The sequence below is a fragment of the Nitrospira sp. Nam80 genome (assembly GCF_965152575.1).
Genome location: NZ_OZ224216.1, coordinates 3015137 through 3032710 on the forward strand (window position 1 = coordinate 3015137; position 17574 = coordinate 3032710).

The 17574-nt window shown below is 55.0% G+C and carries 19 protein-coding genes; 11 read left to right on the forward strand and 8 right to left on the reverse strand.

Going from position 1 to position 17574, the window contains the following annotated elements; all coding sequences use genetic code 11:
* Position 1 precedes the first annotated feature (1 nt).
* The 4 genes from ACWGXE_RS14075 to ACWGXE_RS14090 all read right to left on the reverse strand — a co-directional run bounded on the left by ACWGXE_RS14075 (position 2) and on the right by ACWGXE_RS14090 (position 4714).
* Positions 2-1732: a porin gene (locus ACWGXE_RS14075; RefSeq protein WP_447598447.1), complete on the reverse strand. Its 1731-nt coding sequence runs from the start codon at positions 1730-1732 to the stop codon at positions 2-4.
* Positions 1733-1789: 57 nt separating this feature from the next.
* Complete coding sequence (locus ACWGXE_RS14080) at positions 1790-2488, reverse strand: hypothetical protein (RefSeq protein WP_447598448.1); 699 nt, start codon at positions 2486-2488, stop codon at positions 1790-1792.
* 178 nt (positions 2489-2666) lie between these two features.
* Positions 2667-3485, reverse strand: a complete 819-nt coding sequence (gene modA, locus ACWGXE_RS14085) for a molybdate ABC transporter substrate-binding protein (RefSeq protein ID WP_447598449.1) — start codon at positions 3483-3485, stop codon at positions 2667-2669.
* 38 nt (positions 3486-3523) lie between these two features.
* Positions 3524-4714: a substrate-binding domain-containing protein gene (locus tag ACWGXE_RS14090; RefSeq protein WP_447598451.1), complete on the reverse strand. Its 1191-nt coding sequence runs from the start codon at positions 4712-4714 to the stop codon at positions 3524-3526.
* A 554-nt stretch (positions 4715-5268) separates the two neighbouring features.
* Between ACWGXE_RS14090 and ACWGXE_RS14095 the strand changes: the two genes are divergently transcribed.
* From ACWGXE_RS14095 to ACWGXE_RS14135, 9 genes are all read left to right on the forward strand, one after another.
* Positions 5269-5523, forward strand: coding sequence for a hypothetical protein (locus tag ACWGXE_RS14095; protein WP_447598452.1), 255 nt, complete (start codon positions 5269-5271; stop codon positions 5521-5523).
* Positions 5524-5552: 29 nt separating this feature from the next.
* Complete coding sequence (locus ACWGXE_RS14100; RefSeq protein ID WP_447598453.1) at positions 5553-6125, forward strand: hypothetical protein; 573 nt, start codon at positions 5553-5555, stop codon at positions 6123-6125.
* 443 nt (positions 6126-6568) lie between these two features.
* A complete protein-coding gene (locus tag ACWGXE_RS14105) occupies positions 6569-6742 on the forward strand; it encodes a YezD family protein (protein WP_447598454.1) in 174 nt (57 codons plus the stop codon).
* Between the two features lie 123 nt (positions 6743-6865).
* Positions 6866-8479: a hypothetical protein gene (locus tag ACWGXE_RS14110; RefSeq protein ID WP_447598455.1), complete on the forward strand. Its 1614-nt coding sequence runs from the start codon at positions 6866-6868 to the stop codon at positions 8477-8479.
* A 42-nt stretch (positions 8480-8521) separates the two neighbouring features.
* A complete protein-coding gene (modA, locus tag ACWGXE_RS14115) occupies positions 8522-9346 on the forward strand; it encodes a molybdate ABC transporter substrate-binding protein (protein WP_447598456.1) in 825 nt (274 codons plus the stop codon).
* Positions 9343-10077 carry a hypothetical protein gene (locus ACWGXE_RS14120; RefSeq protein ID WP_447598457.1) on the forward strand — a complete coding sequence of 245 codons (735 nt, stop codon included), beginning with the start codon at positions 9343-9345 and terminating at the stop codon, positions 10075-10077. The genes modA (ACWGXE_RS14115) and ACWGXE_RS14120 overlap by 4 nt, the downstream gene beginning before the upstream one ends.
* Entirely contained in the window at positions 10074-10445 is a 372-nt protein-coding gene (locus ACWGXE_RS14125; protein WP_447598458.1) for a hypothetical protein, read from the forward strand. The genes ACWGXE_RS14120 and ACWGXE_RS14125 overlap by 4 nt, the downstream gene beginning before the upstream one ends.
* A 12-nt stretch (positions 10446-10457) precedes the next feature.
* Positions 10458-11192, forward strand: a complete 735-nt coding sequence (locus ACWGXE_RS14130; RefSeq protein ID WP_447598459.1) for an aspartate/glutamate racemase family protein — start codon at positions 10458-10460, stop codon at positions 11190-11192.
* A 97-nt stretch (positions 11193-11289) separates the two neighbouring features.
* A complete protein-coding gene (locus tag ACWGXE_RS14135) occupies positions 11290-11844 on the forward strand; it encodes a sigma 54-interacting transcriptional regulator (protein WP_447598460.1) in 555 nt (184 codons plus the stop codon).
* 45 nt (positions 11845-11889) lie between these two features.
* Here the strand turns inward: ACWGXE_RS14135 and ACWGXE_RS14140 are convergent, their stop codons facing one another.
* Both ACWGXE_RS14140 and ACWGXE_RS14145 read right to left on the reverse strand, forming a co-directional pair.
* A complete protein-coding gene (locus tag ACWGXE_RS14140) occupies positions 11890-13833 on the reverse strand; it encodes a cytochrome ubiquinol oxidase subunit I (protein WP_447598461.1) in 1944 nt (647 codons plus the stop codon).
* Positions 13834-13920: 87 nt separating this feature from the next.
* Entirely contained in the window at positions 13921-14112 is a 192-nt protein-coding gene (locus ACWGXE_RS14145) for a hypothetical protein (protein WP_447598462.1), read from the reverse strand.
* A 219-nt stretch (positions 14113-14331) separates the two neighbouring features.
* On the opposite strand from ACWGXE_RS14145, the gene ACWGXE_RS14150 reads away from it, so the two are divergent.
* Positions 14332-14583 (forward strand): hypothetical protein, encoded by a 252-nt coding sequence (locus ACWGXE_RS14150; RefSeq protein WP_447598463.1) that lies wholly within the window; start codon positions 14332-14334, stop codon positions 14581-14583.
* Positions 14584-15092: 509 nt separating this feature from the next.
* On the opposite strand, the gene ACWGXE_RS14155 is transcribed toward ACWGXE_RS14150, so the two are convergent.
* Complete coding sequence (locus ACWGXE_RS14155) at positions 15093-15560, reverse strand: tRNA (cytidine(34)-2'-O)-methyltransferase (protein ID WP_447598465.1); 468 nt, start codon at positions 15558-15560, stop codon at positions 15093-15095.
* A 53-nt stretch (positions 15561-15613) separates the two neighbouring features.
* Here ACWGXE_RS14155 and ACWGXE_RS14160 point away from each other — a divergent pair, with 53 nt between their 5' ends.
* A complete protein-coding gene (locus ACWGXE_RS14160; protein ID WP_447598466.1) occupies positions 15614-15979 on the forward strand; it encodes a hypothetical protein in 366 nt (121 codons plus the stop codon).
* A 109-nt stretch (positions 15980-16088) separates the two neighbouring features.
* On the opposite strand, the gene ACWGXE_RS14165 is transcribed toward ACWGXE_RS14160, so the two are convergent.
* Complete coding sequence (locus ACWGXE_RS14165; RefSeq protein WP_447598468.1) at positions 16089-17315, reverse strand: hypothetical protein; 1227 nt, start codon at positions 17313-17315, stop codon at positions 16089-16091.
* Positions 17316-17574: the final 259 nt, after the last annotated feature.

Below are 17574 nucleotides of genomic sequence, written 5' to 3' on the forward strand. Positions count from 1 at the left end.
ACTAGAAGAATATCTGATACTGCACCCGGATCATGTTTTCGATCAATGTTCCGCCTCTCGCATCGAGCGGGACCGTTCCGGATAAGGGCGGCAGCGGGTTACTTCGCCCGATCGCATAGCCTCCCGTGCCCATTTGAATGTTGCTGTACGTGATCATGATCTGATGGTCGTAGGTTCCGCCGAGAAACCAGTTTATCGAGGCGTCGGTTTGGTAAATCAAGTCATCCGCCGCGTTGGTGTCCGGATCCCAATAGGCGAATCGGCCCGCGACTTCCAAATACCGGGGAATCAAATAGTAACCTGCCTGCACATACCAGCCGGTGGCATTCCCGAGAAGCCCCGGCGCCGTCAGCGTGCAAGCGGTATTCATGCAGGGCAGACCATGTTGGTGGCGGTCGATGTTCTTAAAGTACCACTCTCCTTGAAGCGAGAAGCCGCGATACTTGAACACGCCATCCACTGCATAGGTGAAGTAGTCGATCAGACCCCAGCCGAGCTGTCTGGCATTGCCGAACGCCGCGATCTGCCGGCGGAAATTGAGATTGGCCAGGTCCGTGCCGATGAACGAACTGTTTGAGCTCGCATTCACCGCCGGATTGTAAGCGACCCCTCCGCCGATCGCCATCTGCGGTGTCTCGGAATACTGATTGTCGCCTTCTCCATATCCGGGACGGCCCATAATATTCCAGTTCAAGCGGGCGGTGTACATGAGTTGATTGATGTCGTTCCGTAAATTCGCGTTGATATTTCTCTGGGGATTCGGGCAGCCTGGATCTGATGGAAATGGCGGCTGCCCGGTGGTGCCGCCTCCGCAGCCCTCGGTCGGCTGCTCGCTGAAAAATCCGCCGATCCGGTTAAAGCTCGGTCCGGTGCCGTTGAAGATCCCAAAGTAGTAATTCACGGGATACACTTCCTCATCATTCATGATCGTGATGCCTTTATCTCGTCGATCCAAGCCGCTGGCCGTGAAGGCGTCCATCACCAATGCGCGTTCGGCAAATTGCATGGAGGCCGTTGAATTGATCTGTGACCGATTGAAGTAGACCTTGAATTGACCGAATTGAAGATTGAAAAGCGGAAAGTGCGTGCTCGAAAAATTCAGGTCGAGGACCCGGACCGAGCCTGGTGATTGAGAATTCTCCTGCGTCTCCCCCGCGAGCTGTACATAGTACTTAAAGTCGGGGTTGAACAGGTGCCCCATAAAATACAGGCGTGTGCGCCGTACACTCATTGTCGACGCCTCGCTGTCCGAGCGGTTCGCCCGGTAATCGCCGAAGACTCCCAACAATTCCGGAAAGTTTTTCGCGTCTCCCGGATCCCGCCAGGCGTCATTACGAAAGCGTTGCGTGTATCGCAATTGCGTTCGGAATCGGATCTTGAGAAAGAACGCATTGTCGTTCATCGAGAGATTGAACCCTCGGTCGTACCACCCTCTGAAACTTGGCTGCAGCAGATAGTTCCGCTCTTCTGAGGCCTTCACGACCTCCGCATATTCTTCCTGCGTGATAATGCCCTGTTTCGCCGCGCGGTCGAGCAACAGCTTGGTCGCCGGATCCATGCTTTCGACGAACACGTATTTCCCGTCCTTTTCCACCAGTTTCCCCGTATCCGCCGCAATCGCCGCACCAATGCTGCCGAACGAGGCGCAGGTGATGAGCAAGATCAGACAAAACAGCCTGCCGGCATATATAGATATAATATATAAATTAATTATCAGTAATGGTCTCTTCATGGGTATTCTCCCGTTTGTTTGGATACTACTATTTCGCTGGATCGTGGAGATCAGAGGTTACGGAGCGCCGGCCGGCGGCAATTCTTTGGAACGGGCAGGACCCGCTTCTCCGGACTTGAGGAATTGCCGGAATTCAACGGCGTGGTTGCCTTTTTCGTCGGTGGTCCAAAATCGCCCCGGCTCGAAATAGAGAATGTAGTCCCTGGACGGAGGCGGTGGGGTGGGATAGTTGCGATCATAGAGATCGGAATGCCGGATCGGAATCGAGGTATGGAAATGTTCGACGGTGAGATAAACGTAGGGATCCCGCATCGCGACCCATCCCTCGACAATATCCCGGTCATATTGGGTCAACATCGGTGTCCGCACTTGGAAATGCGCCCGCTCATTCGGGCCGGCCTTCTGCAAGGCCTCGGAGAGATACGGCGCCAGGACGCGCACTTCATCGTCCCGAAGCAGTGGTTTCGGCGGCGCCTCCTCTGCAAACCATCTCAACGGCAGGCGTTGCTGCGGGCGAACGGAAAATCCCTTCAATATGCTGGCCACCTCTCCGGCCGTCAGTTGAACGGGGTGGGTATAGGTTCGCGGCTCAACTTCCTTTTGAAGCGTCACGACGACCTGTTCCTCCTGATGCACCGTCTGAGTGGTATAGGGCTGCCTTGCGCACCCGGCCATAAACAGATCCATTACCAGCGGCACAACGAGAGCCGAAAAAGCGGTCCATTGCGAATGTCTCCCCAGCCCTATTCCAGTCATCGATGTCCCCTCCTTCCCATAGAGCGTGTATGAATGATTGTAATAAATACTTGCATACTTGATCCCCATGAACCAAAAAGCTACAAAGCGGCTCAATATGAAATCCCTATTATAATTCATAAAGACTTGTATACTTGCACCAACAACCAAAAAAAATCAGAATCGGTTCATCCGCTTCTTAGTTTCCAGGCACATCATACCCGGCCTTTCGCACAAGAGTCTGTCCTTCGGCGCCTTGAATATAATCGAGAAATTGTTCGCACAGGTCCCTGTTGGGACAATACCGTTCCATGGCCATTGAGTGTACGGTCGGGTGATATCCTTCTTTGATGATCCCAACCACCCGCAACCGCTCCTGTTCTCTTGCCGCCTCATGTCCATAGATAATTCCTGCATCCGCTTCCCCGGCAAGCACATGATCGATGACTCCTCTGGAATCGGTGGCTTCGTCCAGACGTCCCTCAAAGGATGACGCGAAGCCCAAAGCACGCATGGCTTGTTGGGTCTGCTTGCCGAGCCTGGTTCGTACAGGTTCCGCAATGGCCAATCGGGCGGTTCCCCGGCTCATCGCTTCAAGGGATTCAGGAGCCTCTGACAATGACTCCGGGACGACGAGCACGAGTTGTTCCTGTGCATAGGGGCGTTGGGTTCCTCGCAGCACGTAATTTTTCATTTCTAATCTGGCGATTAACTCATCTCCTCCTGGAGCCACTAAGTTGATGGGGCCTGTCCCGATGAAATAACGGCCCACCATGCTGTTTTCCATGCCCGCAATGGTCTGTCTCAATTCCAGGCCGGAGTTCAAATAGAGTTTGACGCGGATGTCCGGATGCGACAGTTCAAAGCCCGCGGCGAGCTGTTCCAAGACGCCCTTCAGGCTTGGAGATCCCGCAATGACGAAATTTTCGGCAGCGATCGCGCGAGGCTCGGGCAGAACCGACAGCAACGCAAGAACTACCCCGACCAATATCTGACAATACCGACGGCTATTCCGCATGATGCACCCTTAGGTTGTCGTGATCTAGATTCTCTAGACTAGCTGGCGCGAAGGTGGTGAATCTTACCGGTCTGGCTCGTATCGTAACCGCCCAACGCTTCAATTTCGGTGCGAAAGGGCCGGCTGACAATCGTGTCGAGCAGTTGCTCCAGCCCATGATTCATTTTCAAGAGCTTCGTAGGAATCACCAGGTCATATCGCTCGACCTGCAAGGGAATGAAATCCAGCCCGAGGGCGATTGCGGCCGAGCGTACGCCGACGCCCGTATCGGCATGGCCCTCCGCGATCAACCGCGCAACCTCGAAATGCGACATGGCCGCATGGTCATAACCTTTGACCTGTTCGGACTTGATGCCGGCCTCCGTAAGTTTGCGATCCAGGAGCATGCGAGCGCCGGCCCCGACCTCCCGATTGATCAACGTGATGTCTTTTCTGGTCAGATCGCCGGCATCCCTGATGTTTTTCCGATTTCCGGCAGCGACGATCCATCCTTCTTCCCAGGTTGCAAATGTGATGACTGTGAAACTGTCGTCCTTGAGATGTTTGCGGAGAAACGGCAGATTGGACTCGCCCGATTTCGCATCGACCACGTGCAATCCGGCGACATGAACTTCACCCGCTTTGACTGCCTCCACCGCTGCCGCGCTTCCCATCGACCATCCGATGACGGTGATGTTGTTTTCCCGGCGTCGTAAATAGTCTCCGGCCAGGAAAATTGTCGGATCGCAACCGGCCACGGCAATTTCTTGCTCGACCGTTCGACGATCTCTCAGCAAACGGACCTTAACGCGAGGCGGCGACTTCCCGCCTCGCCGGATCGAGTCGGCATCGACGATCAGGCCGTCGGCCGGGACGGTGTAATTTAATACTTCGCCGAGCGCCGACATCGGACGCACGACAAATCGATCCCCGACCAGCGCCACCTTGACGCGGGCTCGATCAAGTAAGCGCCGCTGGGATGAATCTATTGAAATCAGATCGCCCTCGATCAAATCTCCGGTCGTAATCAGGCTGAAGAGATCTTCGACCTTACAGTGAAGCGCGCCGGCCAGACGCAAGGCGACGGCGGTCGTCGGCAGATACTGATTAGCTTCGATGGCGCAGACGGCCTGGCGGGTGATTTGAGCGGCATCCGCGAGCTGGCCTTGGGACCATCCTCGGGCCATCCGATGATTACGCAGACGATTCTCGATATTCTCGGGACGTTCGGCCTTGTGTTTTTCACCCATAGCGGCGGCTAAATACCATAATAGATTAATCGATGTCAACTATCCTGTTACAGTAAATTGCCTTACTCTAAAGAAACCCGCTTTACCCGAGGTCCATCTCTGAACTTCCACAGTCAGACAACTCTCTTTCAGATTATATTCCGCCGACCGGCCCATACGTCACTTCCACGGTATGGCCTGGAACCGTGCGCTGCCGATTGGCCCCATTTGTAGATGAACGATTGGATACCCCGTTCTTCCGTGACGGCGATATGAACTATCCATTTGCGTGACGTCAGCGTCACCATTGGCCCTGCACGGTGACACTAATTTAATAACTCTCCTTCGGATTCGCGGTCGTATGGGTGTCGACCCAACGAACCTCGCCGGTGATGTAGGGCATATTGGTCTGCCAGCTGATAAGGAACGCCTTCCACATCAGATCGTCCTCCTTTGTTCTACGGCGGATGGCCCCGATACAAGTATAGTTGACATTGTTTAAACTTTACTGATATGTTATCGATATTCTCACCCGATCCATGTCGATTCAATCCAGGCACAGCGGAGGAATGCGGATGAACGACTCACGACAAAGTCGATTGGCGGTGCGCCCATGCCCCGGGTGCGCGCGCGAAACGCTGGTCTCAAATGGAGCGTTCTGGGCTTGCGCCGGTTGTCGCTACGCCGTCACGTCAATGGCGCTGGCGATGGATCGCGCTGCACCGGAGAGACTCTTGAGAGGCCGGGAGAAATTTCCGCCACATGCCGTTCCAACCGCCGGCTTTGACGAGGCGGAATTGGAAACGGAAACGGCATCTACCGCACGCTAATCAGCAGTGAAATTGGAAAGGAGGTCCCCATGGCTCTGACGGCACACGGAATGGAACCGGCTCCCGATGTCCTGGATACACGCCTTTCTCACATCCGGATTAAGAACAGGTTGGTCGGAACAATTGTCGCCCGGCACCATCAGCATCCGCATTACCCTCTCGCCAAATATTCTGTCCGCTTGCTCGATAGGGGAATAATTGACTTTGTTTCCTCACCAGAGATGCAACAATCCAACGAACTCGACATCGGTCAGCAGGTCACGCTGGAGGTTCCTCCCGGAGATGTCCTACTCAGTCCTCCGCGATGGGTCAGCTTTTTAGAGGATAACTGCTGGCCCGCCCGCGTGGTCCTCGCAGCCAACCGAGAGTTCAAGTCCCTGCTGGTGCTGAAGCTTCTGGGCCGATGTTTGACGCTCACGACGACGGACAACATGTTCTGGCTGAATCGGCCGCCCCGGGCATGGGATCGCGTGACCATTCATATTCCTTTGAATGCCATCTCCATCAAACAGTGCTATCCCGGCCACTCTCTTCTTCGTCCGCGCCTGCTTACAGACATCACACGTGCAACCGAAGAGCAAGGCTCAACGCGGCTTATATGAATCAGCCCTGTGACCACAGCCGAATCGTTCAACCGATGTCGACAGCTTCGCGGTAGATTGCGCCTCATCAGGTCACTGGAAGAGCGGGATATCCCGCCCATCATATCCGCTCATCTGAGGCAGGAATGCACTCCTGTGTTCCTGCCCTCTCTTGTTAAGAGCGGGAACGGCCCTCGTTCGTAAATCGCTGAGCCCTTGATGTCCTGATAACCGCCAGGAATCGAGGAGCCGAAATGTCTTACGCCTCGTAAAATGACCGGGTTGACACTGGCCTGGCCGGCAACGGTTCCAAAATATTTCACCATATCGCCCAGTCGGCGTCCGCCCTGAAGTTTGAATTAATTGATTTTGCCGATATAATTAATACTTGACATTCTTATTCAAGTTTATTATTTATAATCCTCATCGGATTACTAATGATTATAAACATACGGAGATAAGCCATGCAGAGAAACGAATCGACCACCACCTATTCCTATGTCAACGAACAAGATCTCTCTCATATTGCTTTGGCTATCGAGGGCATTCGGTATGGATCGATTGAAATCACCATCCATGATTCACGCATCGTTCAAATAGAGCGGAAAGAGAAACTGCGTTTCGACCGCGAGCGTTGAATGCGCGTAGGTCGTTTCGACCTCGGCTGCCAGACTACTGGAGCCATATTTCGGCGCTCGACAATTTATTGCGGGAACTGACCGGACGACTGGAGGTTCTCATGTCAAGGAGGACATCGGGACATGAGGCCGTCTGCGTTGGTTTCTTTTCTTATCTTCGGATTCATAATATCGTCGGCCCCGATTATCCATGCTGTGGAAGAAGGCCAGCTCGTGAAAAAAGACGGCCGCTGGGAATATGTTTCCACAGAAGACCCGGGGCTGAAATATCTCTATCTCAAGGGCATCATCACCCAACAGGAATATGAACGCGGGCTGAAGGTGCTCGAGGCAAAAGAACATGCAGCCAAGCCAAACTACAGCGTGGATATCAATAACGGATTGAACATCCGTGTCGGCTCAAAATTTCTGCTCAAGATGCGACTCCTCACCCAGGCGCGTTACTCCTACAGCACCTACAATAACGCATGGTCGACAATCGGAGACTCGAGGAATCCTGAGATTTTGGGGGGCCAGGTCGAGTTCCGGGCCGTCAGGCAACAGAGTGATTCGAGCACCTTTACGGTTCCTCGGACGCGACTGCAATTCCTGGGGTATGCCTTCGATCCCGATCTTCGCTACAACTTTTCCGTCCAATTTGATCAAACGCCGTGGAACCAAGAGGGTGCCAACGGGACCGGCAAACTGCTCGATGCCTATGTGGCGTCCTGGCACATCCCCTTTGCGACCATCCAGGTCGGCCAACAACGCGTGTGGTTCAATCGCGCTCTGATTAGTTCAATTGCCACCTCGACGTTCGCGGATAATTTGATTGTCCAGAACGCGTTCGCCGCCAACCTGGTCAATAGACGAGATATCGGCATCACCATTCTGAGCGATGAGGATAACTATAAATTCAACTACGCGATCGGCGTTTGGAATGGAGCCGGGACGAATTTATCCCGAGAAGGTACGTCCGTCAGTCAGGCGCTTCCGAACAACGCGGACCTTCCCGCGGCGCAGCGCCGAACCTTCAATTACGATACGCGTTTCCTCACTGGCGAGATGATGTACACCATCCGATTGCTCTACAAGATTTCTGGCAATCCCGGGTACGGCCAGGGCGACATTCTCAACTCTCGCGTGCCGCAGGTGGCGATCGGCGCCGGTTACGCTTACAATCCCGGTCAAAACTATCTCAGCTCCACCCGATCCGACATTGTAGACCGCGCCTATCGCCAGGCTGTGTCGAGGAGCTACAATGGTCGCCTCCTTGGCGGCGGCATCTACGATTTCCAAACCTATGAAGTGGACTTCATTGCGAAGTACCAAGGCTGGTCTTTGCAGGCTGAAGGATACTACAGGCACCAGCGCGTGCGGAACGCTGAGTCCGGCACCGTTCCATTCGACCCGGCGACAGCCGTCGTCTTAGGGCCTCCCGTAGAATTGGGACAGGCTTACGGCTGGTATGCTCAAGTCGGAAAGTATGTCATCCCCCGCAAACTTGAGTTGGCCTTCCGGTACGGCTTTATGGATCCCTCCACGAAGCAGACCCACGACCTCGTCAAAGAATTCGGCGCCGCCCTCAACTATAGTTTCGACGGCACATACAATAATCGTCTAGTCGTCGACTATTCGAACATCACCTATGGCAGCGGCGGACGCGCGCCGGACAGATTCCCGTTCGAAAGTAACCCGGGATTCGGCAGTGATCTCATCGAAAATCGCATCAACGTCCAGTATCAGTTCTTTTTCTAAATCGCGCAGGGCAATCTCACCATAAGAGATAGGAGAACGGTCATGAAGCCACACAGGATGTCTCTCCCGTTTTTTCTTCTTGGTTTTGTATTGGTCTTCATTGGAATGACGGCCTCCGTCTCGGCTGAACCGACCGAGACCTTGACAATCGCAGCAGCCAACAGTCTTCGCGAGGCGCTGCGCAATGTGTTGCCTCTTTTTGAAAGCCGACACCCGGACATCAATATTCGCGTGGTATACGGCCCGTCCCAAACGTTACGGGACCAAATCACGCAGGGCGCCCCGGTGGATGTCTTTCTGCCCTCTCTCTTTGAGGAGATTGAACAGCTTGAAAAGAAGGGACTGATCATCCAAGGCACCAAGCGCCTCTATGCCGGTACAACGCTCGTGTTGATCACCAGCACGGCGCTCCCCGCCCCGATCGGAGTCATTCAGGATCTTCATAAGACCCCTATTCGCAGGATCGCCGTCGGAGACCCAAAGACGGCCTCAGTGGGAAAAGTCGCCGCGCAATTTCTCAAATCCACCGATCTGGAACCGCGATTGAAGTCACAGTATGTCTACGGCGAGCATTCGAAGGCGGTTCTCGACCTGGTCGCCAATGGAGAGGCCGAGATCGGCGTGGTCTACCGCACCGATGTCGCCTCGAATCCGAAGGTCCGCATCATCGACCAGGCGCCGGTCGGCTCCCATAATCCGATCCGTTATGGCGCCGCCACTGTCTGGACGGCGCGCAATATTTCGGCGGCGAAAAATTTCACGGAGTTCTTGCTCACACCAGAGGTGCACGCGCAGTTACAGAAATACGGGTTCGATCGCGTTCCCTCATCGCCCGGCCTTGTTCAACGGTGGGAGGCGCCACAATGACATTGGTCAGGAAGGAACCGCGCACAGTATGGATATCAGCTCGACTCTCGGCGGCGGTGCTTATTGCAGGGTTGTCCGTCATGACCGGTTGCGCATCGAGCAAGCCGGCACCGGCGCCCAAGATCGTGTATGAATCGGGGCTAAAGGTCGTGCACCTGGAACAGGACCCCAATTCGACATCTAATTCTCACCCTGTGGCCTTGACGCCGACTCAAGTGGGGACGCTTCTCCGCGGCGTCAGAACGTCTGAACGGCGGAATTTCATTCACCGGCTGTTTGCCGGCAAGGCGGATAAAACCAGGGCGTTTCGTGACGACGAAATTGCCGTTCTGGCGCCTCCTCTCTCAAGAGCCCTGGCCGAAGCCCAGCCGTCGGAGCGCGTGTATTTCCATCTCAGCAATCCCACTGAGGACGGTTTTGAAGAGACCACGACCGGGTGGGTGTCGATTCGGGATCCGATTTTCTATCTCTCGTTGAGCGAAGTGCACGACAAACATGGACCGGGTCCCGATATCAGCAAGTATGACCGACAGATGCCCAATGTCCCTCAGGTCTCGCCTGAATTCGATGTGATCTTCGAACCGGAAGAATACCTAGTCCAGGTGAAATCCGTGGGTCGCTTTTACGCCCCGGATCAGCGAGAGGAGTTGCAGATTCGGTATCGCGAAGCGCTTTCTGCAATGCCGGTCTACCCGGTAAAAGAAGAAAACAGAAAAGAATTGCAACCTTGAGTGCCGTACCCTTTGGCGACAACAAGAAAACCGGCGCAATTTCTGTTCACGACCAACAGGGGGGACAGTACCGGCTCAACATTTTCATCGTCGGAGTCGACTCGATCGGAATATTCCAACAGAGGAATGCACGGGGTCGTCGATCCGTTGCGCACTTCACTGGTCGCCTGCGGCGCGATCTGGCGAGGCCGATCCCGCGGCATACGGAAGCAGTCGTCGTGGTGCTGGACCAGGTAACCCATGCCTTAGCGCGAAAGATTCGCATCGAGGCCGGACGCCGCGGCCTTCCCATTGTGTACCAAAGTGCCCACATGAATGCAGCCGACGGTAAATCCCACGGCCTCGCGCGGTTGCGGGCACTCAAATAGAGGGAGATCGGAATGGACAATCATCGCAGCATTGCTGGCCAACATATCGGCATCGTCGCTGGCACGGCCGAAGGGGCCGCGCTCTGCTATCGGAGCATCTGCGTGGAAGCAGGCAGGCTTCTAGCCTCCCATGTTCACCCCGAGATCACCATGCATACGTTTCCACTCCATCTGTATTTGGAGGCGATCCAGCAGCAGGATTGGCATTCCGTCGCGGCGCTCATGTCCCGGTCGGCTGAGAAGCTGACTCTCGCGGGGGCAGACTTCATCATTTGTCCGAACAATACGCTGCATCAGGCCTTCGACTTGATCGATTCTCCCATCCCATGGCTGCATATTGTCGATGTGGTCGCAACCGAAGCCGCGCGCCGGGGCTTTCATCGAGTCGGTTTGCTCGGCACCCGCGTCGTCATGGAAGGATCCATCTATCCACACAGACTGGGACGACTGGGCATCGACCATGCCTTACCTGCCGAGCACGATCGAGCCAGATTACAAGACGTGATCCTGAATGAGTTGGTCGCCGGGGAGGTCAGAGAAGGGTCTCGGTCGTTCGTCTATGACGTTGTGGAGAGCCTGTACAAACGAGGTTGCGATGCCGCCATTCTGGCCTGCACAGAGTTGCCGCTCCTGGGTGTTTCTGAACAATCGGTCCTGCCGTTATTGGATTCCACGCGACTCCTGGCACAGGCTGCGTTGAGAAAAGCTGTTCGGAATCCATGCGCCGGCAGCATGCATGCCGCTTGATTCTCGTGATTGTGTGACATCCGAGACGCGTATTGCTATAGGTGGCGCACAGCGCCGGGATCAACTTCGCGGCCAAAGACAGGACGAATCATTCCCGATGTCGTGGAAAGAAAGCGAAATTCCGGAAGCTTTGCAGGGGTTGATCGCGCAAGCCGCCCGCTCAGACGCGCCGGTCCTCATTCTGGGCGGAACTAAGTCGGACAAAGAGGCGGTTGCGCGCCTGCTGCATACGCAGAGCCGCCGGGCCGGCGGTCCATTCGTTGTCGTCCATTGCGACCAGGTGAGTCGGGAACTGTTGGGAAGCGAGCTATTCGGCAATGAGACGGATTCATCTACCGGCGTCGCGGGCCCCACGCATCAGCTTCTCACCGCGGCTGAAAGCGGTACCCTCTTTTTCACCGAGCTTGGCGCTATGTCCGGACCAGTGCAGATCGGACTCCTGCGCCTTCTTGACCGAGGAGAATATCAGCCGGTACAAAGCTGGCGTAGGCTCCATGCGGACGTCCGCATTGTCGGCGCCACCGATCAAGACTTGCAAGCGCTCGTGCTGCAAGGACGCTTCAGTGATGACTTGCTCTACCGGATCAGTACGATTACGCTCCGGATCCAACCCTCATCACCGCAGGCTGTCGACAGCAACCCCCTGCGCTGACTAGACCTCCATAAGTTCTCCCCTCTGACTCCGGACACCGGTGTCTCACCGCCTCGCCGGCTGAGGCACCATGTTGGGTGTCGGCGCCGGATAGGTTTGGGTCGCCTTCTTTTCACCCAGCGACGCCAACCAAAATACGAAAAGAATGCTGACCCAGAAGAACAGCACGTTGAATGAAATCATGTTGGCCGCAAATCCCACGGTATGGGTGTAGGCCCAGGGACTGTTGTCGCGCATGATTTCGTTCACGTGCCAGAACAACCGGACCGACGAACGGATGTACCCCATCAACGCCATCATCCATGTAAATTCCGTCGCCAACATGATCAAGGCATATTGGCTACGCCCCGCCATCTTACCCCATTCCACCGGTCCGGCGAGCTTTGACCCGCGCAACATGAGAAGGTTGAGCGTGGTCATGAAGACCAGACAGGACAACGTGGTCGCCACCTGCGGCACAGACAGCCCCACCCGCACGTTCGCCGGGATGTAATAGCCATAGATCGCGAGCCAGATGATATTCAAAGCCCCGACGGCGAAGAAGCAGCCCATGAAAATGTTGCCGAACTTCGCCCAGGACACCGTCGGTACCTTGTTCCCGCGCTGATACCAGATAAAGCTCAAAATCGTTGCGACGATCAGGATATTGATCCCGCCGTTCTTGGCCGACATAACTCCAAAATTGCCCAGCACCGGATGCTGCTGGCCGCCCATCGCTTTCAACTCGGCCGGCGTCATGACCATCGTGTGCGGAGTGATGAACACGAGGAATCCAGCCACCATGACGAACAATACATACTTGATGTACTTTTGATAACGCTCCGCTCCGCGCATGCGATCCAGGCATTGCCAAAGATAGTAGCTCGACGTGAGGAACAGCGCGCCGATCATGGTGGCTTGGATGATAAAGAGCCAGGCCAGGAGACCGCCCATCAACGTGATCCCCATTTGCTGGCGATACGCGTAAACCTCGCGCATAAGCCAGTAGCCGGCGAACGGCAGCGGAATGAGGAATACGACCGCGATGAACATCGCGACATAGCCCATCCAATCGTAATGGGCCCGCTCCTCGCTGGTTTTCGCCGCCAAAAACCGGTAGGCCGCATAGGCTGCAACTACACTGCCGCCGAACGCCATATTGCCGAGAATCCGGTGCATGTTCAGCGGATTCCACAACGCCGTATGGATGACGTGCCAGATATTGCCCAGATAACGCCCCTGCTCGTCCACTCCAGCCGGAGACATCATGAAGCCGATCCAGGAATTGGCAAGAAACATGAGCACCGTGCCGATGGTATTCAAGGCGACCGCCAGGCTTAGGTGGATCCATTTAAGAAAGCCTTCTTTCATCTTGTCCCAACCATAATAGTAGACATAGAGGGTCCCGCTCTCGGCCACGAAAAGCAACGCATAGAGATGCATAACCGGCCTAAAAATGCTGGATAAATATCCGAAGAATGTCGGATATAGCGTCAGGAAGGTGAAGACGAGAATCCCCCCGAGAATCGCGGTCAACGAATAGGCCGTGAGACTAATCTTGACGAAATCGTACGCAAGCCGATCGTACCGCTGAGCCATGGTCTTGTCTTTGGCCACCATGCCCATGAACTCGATGATCATGCAAAAGATCGGCACTGCAAGGACAAAGCTGCCGTAATATAGGTGCTGCTGGTTAGCGAACCAGATCAGCACGCGACTTTCAAAGTTGTAACGAGGATAATCCTTCGGGCTATCGGTCGCCTGCGGAGCCGGCTCGCCCGACACGATTCCTTCCGTCTTGTAATAGACATCCCTCGCCTTTTCGATCTTCTGTTCATTGCTCGCGGCCGTTTCCGTCGTTTCGGATGATGGGGCATCGGATTCCGCAGCCACCGCAATCGACTGAGAGAGATCATCGGGCCAAGATAAGATGACTGGCATGACAAGCAGACAGAGGCTCATCAGTCCAATCGTGACAATCAGTGCTTTCAGGGTCGCGGTTCTATACATGGCTGAACTCCTTCATGTATCGTCCGTTCATGTATCGCTGGATTCTCCTGACTCACCACACCTCAGGCATGATCAGCCGCGAGGCAACTACCACCTCCATAGGTCATGCCTGGTGTAAATCTGCTTGACCTTTTCCTCCGCATGCCGATCAAGCGGCGAGGCGACCGGAGGAGGAGGAAGCGTGAGGCTATAGACCGCCAGTACGAATGCTCCAAGAATTCCCATGATCGCCAAGATGCCGCTCACCAGTGAGTTGTCCTCAAAAAATAGACCACCCATCGCCTAGCCCTCACCTTCTCGGTTCGCATGTGAATATCAGCCGACCGCTCTCGTCGCTCGAAGCTTCAATCTCGTCCGCCCGCTGGTGCCAAGCTGCATGGCTTGTACCAGGACAGGCTGTTCTCCATGGAAGAGTTAACCTGTCGCGAACATGAGTAGTTCATGGAAAGAGAACAATGCGACATGAAGGCTCACAGTGAACGGTCATGAAGACTCACCGTGAGAACGTTCATCGATCGTGATCTGTCGTGGGAGAAGGAAGGAGCACTCGGCAGCACCAAAGGACCGTTCGGAAGCGACTGTTGCTACGACTTGGCGCGCGCCGGTTCCATAACGATCACATTGGCCAGTTGTTCACACGCGCGGGAGGATTCACATCGAAGGGAGAACGCCGGCGCCCGCTCATTCACGCCGTGCGAAGATTGGCAATCCACCGAGTTGGGATTGACCTTCACCAATCGTGACGAATGATCATTCATGCAGGCGCCGGGCAACGGAGGTAGAGCGAGACATCTACCAAAGCAAAATGACGCCTTGCTCCACAGCTCCACCACGAGGCTCATTCCTCAGCGAAGGCCGCACCAGACGATTCCGGCAGATCACTGAATCTTCGATGTTGCCGCAGTTAACACAACGGGCGCCGAACTTTCCCACCCGCGTGTCCTCATGTTTCACATCGTACAATGACTCGATTATCATGAAACCATCACAGCGCGTGCATTTCATCGATGCCCCCTTTCTGAATGCCATGTGACATTGAACGCGTCAGTCACCAAGCGATATTGCTTGTCCGGCAAGCGATGCATGGCGCATACCATGACCGCTCGCGGTCGCAATAGCCGGGCTAAGCTATCGGCTTTCCGACGATTTCGGTGGAATTCGGATTCGACGGGGCAAGGCCCAAATCGGAGGACCATGAGGCGTCACGGCATCAATCGCTGATAATCGCGAGATGTCGTGGCGGAGAACGTTTCGCAGAGTCACCGATGAGGCGGGATAAACCCAACGTGCCGCCATGCTTCGTAAATGACCACCGCGACCGCATTTGATAAATTGAGGCTTCGGCTTCCCGGGACCATAGGTAAGCGAAGAAGCCGCTGCGCGGGGAATGTGAGGAGGATCTCGCCCGGCAGCCCGCGCGTTTCCGGACCAAACAGAAACGCGTCGCCCTCGGCATAATCATTCAGGTCATAGCGTTGCGTGCCCTTGGTCGAAACCGCAAAGACGCGGCGCTCCTTCAAGCTGTCGGCGCACTCGACCCAATTGTCATGCACCGTGATCGTGGCAAATTCGTGATAATCCAACCCGGCCCGCCGCAAGCGCTTATCGTCCAGCGTGAAGCCCAACGGCCTGACGAGATGCAGGGCGACGCCGGTATTTGCGCAGAGCCGAATGATATTGCCGGTGTTCGAGGGAATTTCCGGTTCAAAGAGAATAACGGCGAACATCCGCGCTGGAACTCACACCATCTATCGTTCGGTACCCAACCTGATTCAACTTCATGAAAACGGCTCGCCTTCGCCCTGTTTGGCGGGTGGCATCAGTAATTCTATTCCGGATCCGTTGGGGCGAACAAGACCACGGAAATGTCAGTTTCTCGGGCGAAGGGTCGTCCGCCGAGAAAGACATCGTCGGTTTGCCCGGCAGTCAGCGGGCGGCGGAGCATATAGAGAAGTTTGCGGGCAGGCAGGTAACCGAATGGGCCTTAGAATACAAGTGTGTGATCCGCGGTCGCAATGAGCTGGTGAATCGCCTCTGGGGCTTGTTTCTGCACGACAAGACCCGGCTGAGACGACGCGTGGAAACAATCCCGAATGAATCCAAGCCCGCCGCAGCCGTGATTTCATTTGCACGATATCCGGCATGACACAACGGCTTCTGCTATTCGATCATCCAAGCCCGGTCGCCAATTCCATCTTCATTCAACATTCAAGTTCGCATCCGTCCTGCCCTCTCCGGTTGCAAAAATCGACCTTTCACCTGGGCGCCGTCATTTCGTCCTGGGCCACGTGGCCGGTCATGGATTTCTCGATGATGTTGTGTTGAATTTCCGACGCGATGACGCGGGCAAGTTGGTCCGGAGACAGCGCGCCCATCGGCAAGCCCTTTGTATCGTGGTAAAACGGGTCGTCCGGAGCGGCCGTCCGATACGTATTCACCAAGATCGCGGCCGGTTGAAGCATTCGACCGACTTCTCCTACTGCCACGGCCTTGTCTTCAGACAACACTCTGGTGCGCGTGGCCCAATCGCGTTCATCAATCTTAACGAAGGCGACGTTCCAGACTGTGCCATCCAGCAGGCTCTTGACCGCTGTCGGCGTGCGATCACTGAAATACGCATCCTGCACGATTTTCTGCAGGGCTTCGCGGACCCGGATGTCGTAGAGCTTGATCGTTGAATCCGGTTGCGTCGGTGGAACCAGGGCGGTCGTCCCGATTTCATAATACGATTGCCCCTCCAGGCTCTTGTGGTCATCGACGGTTTTCAAGTAGGTGCTGAACAATTGCTGAATGAGGCGGGCGCGGTCGTCCCCCGACATCTCTCGGATCTCTTTGTCGCTGCGGATGGGGGCATGTTTGAGATCCCGTTCAACCGAAACTGTCTTGGGTTTAGGGCTCGTATCGGCTTTGCTGACCACCCATTGAAACTCTCTCGCAAGAACCGGGACAAGCCGGTCGGGATGACCCAGATAACCTTTCTCCTTCAATGAGGAGCCGTTGATCAACAGTTTGACCCGTCCCGGTTCTTTCGTGCGAGCGACCAGGAAAGGAAAGGACTTTCCGTCCTGGTTGACGACCGTCGATTCAATGATGACTTTTTCAAGCAGATTCTTCTTTACCGTTTCATCAAAGCGCTGATAGTCGGTCCGATGCTGGCTCATGAACGCGAAGGCATCCACGACCGTTTGGACGGCCGCATCGGCTTGAACCTGATCAAATCCATCACTTTCCGTCGTTGCTCGTCCCCTATCCAGAAAGACCTGAAAGGATACGCCCGGGATCGAATGGCCTGTTCCGGTCGTTTCATGGTGATTCTCGACCGCATGCTCGCGTCCTTGATGGTTTGCTCCAGCCGGCAACGATGAGACCGCCCCTGCCATCGCCAAGCAGCCGATTGCCAAGACACGTAAGATGGTGGGTCGGATCGATGCCCCCGTCTCATCGCGCTTTCTTTGACAGTCTTCACTCCTGAGCTTTTTCATGGTCATCTCCCGGCGGGAAAGGATTCATCACCAAAAAGCCGCGCGTATGTTGTCTAACATCCTACAGATTCACAGATCGCCTTGAGGAGTGCAAGACGAACAAATCCTTGCAAAGGAAAACTTGCATAAAAGCGTGCACACCACATGAGCGAACCTGCGATGGCTTTTCGCCTCCGGCGCCTATGTCGCCATGAAAAGTATACATAACCTGATACTTCATATTCATAGCGTTAACATATTGATACTATCGATGTACATT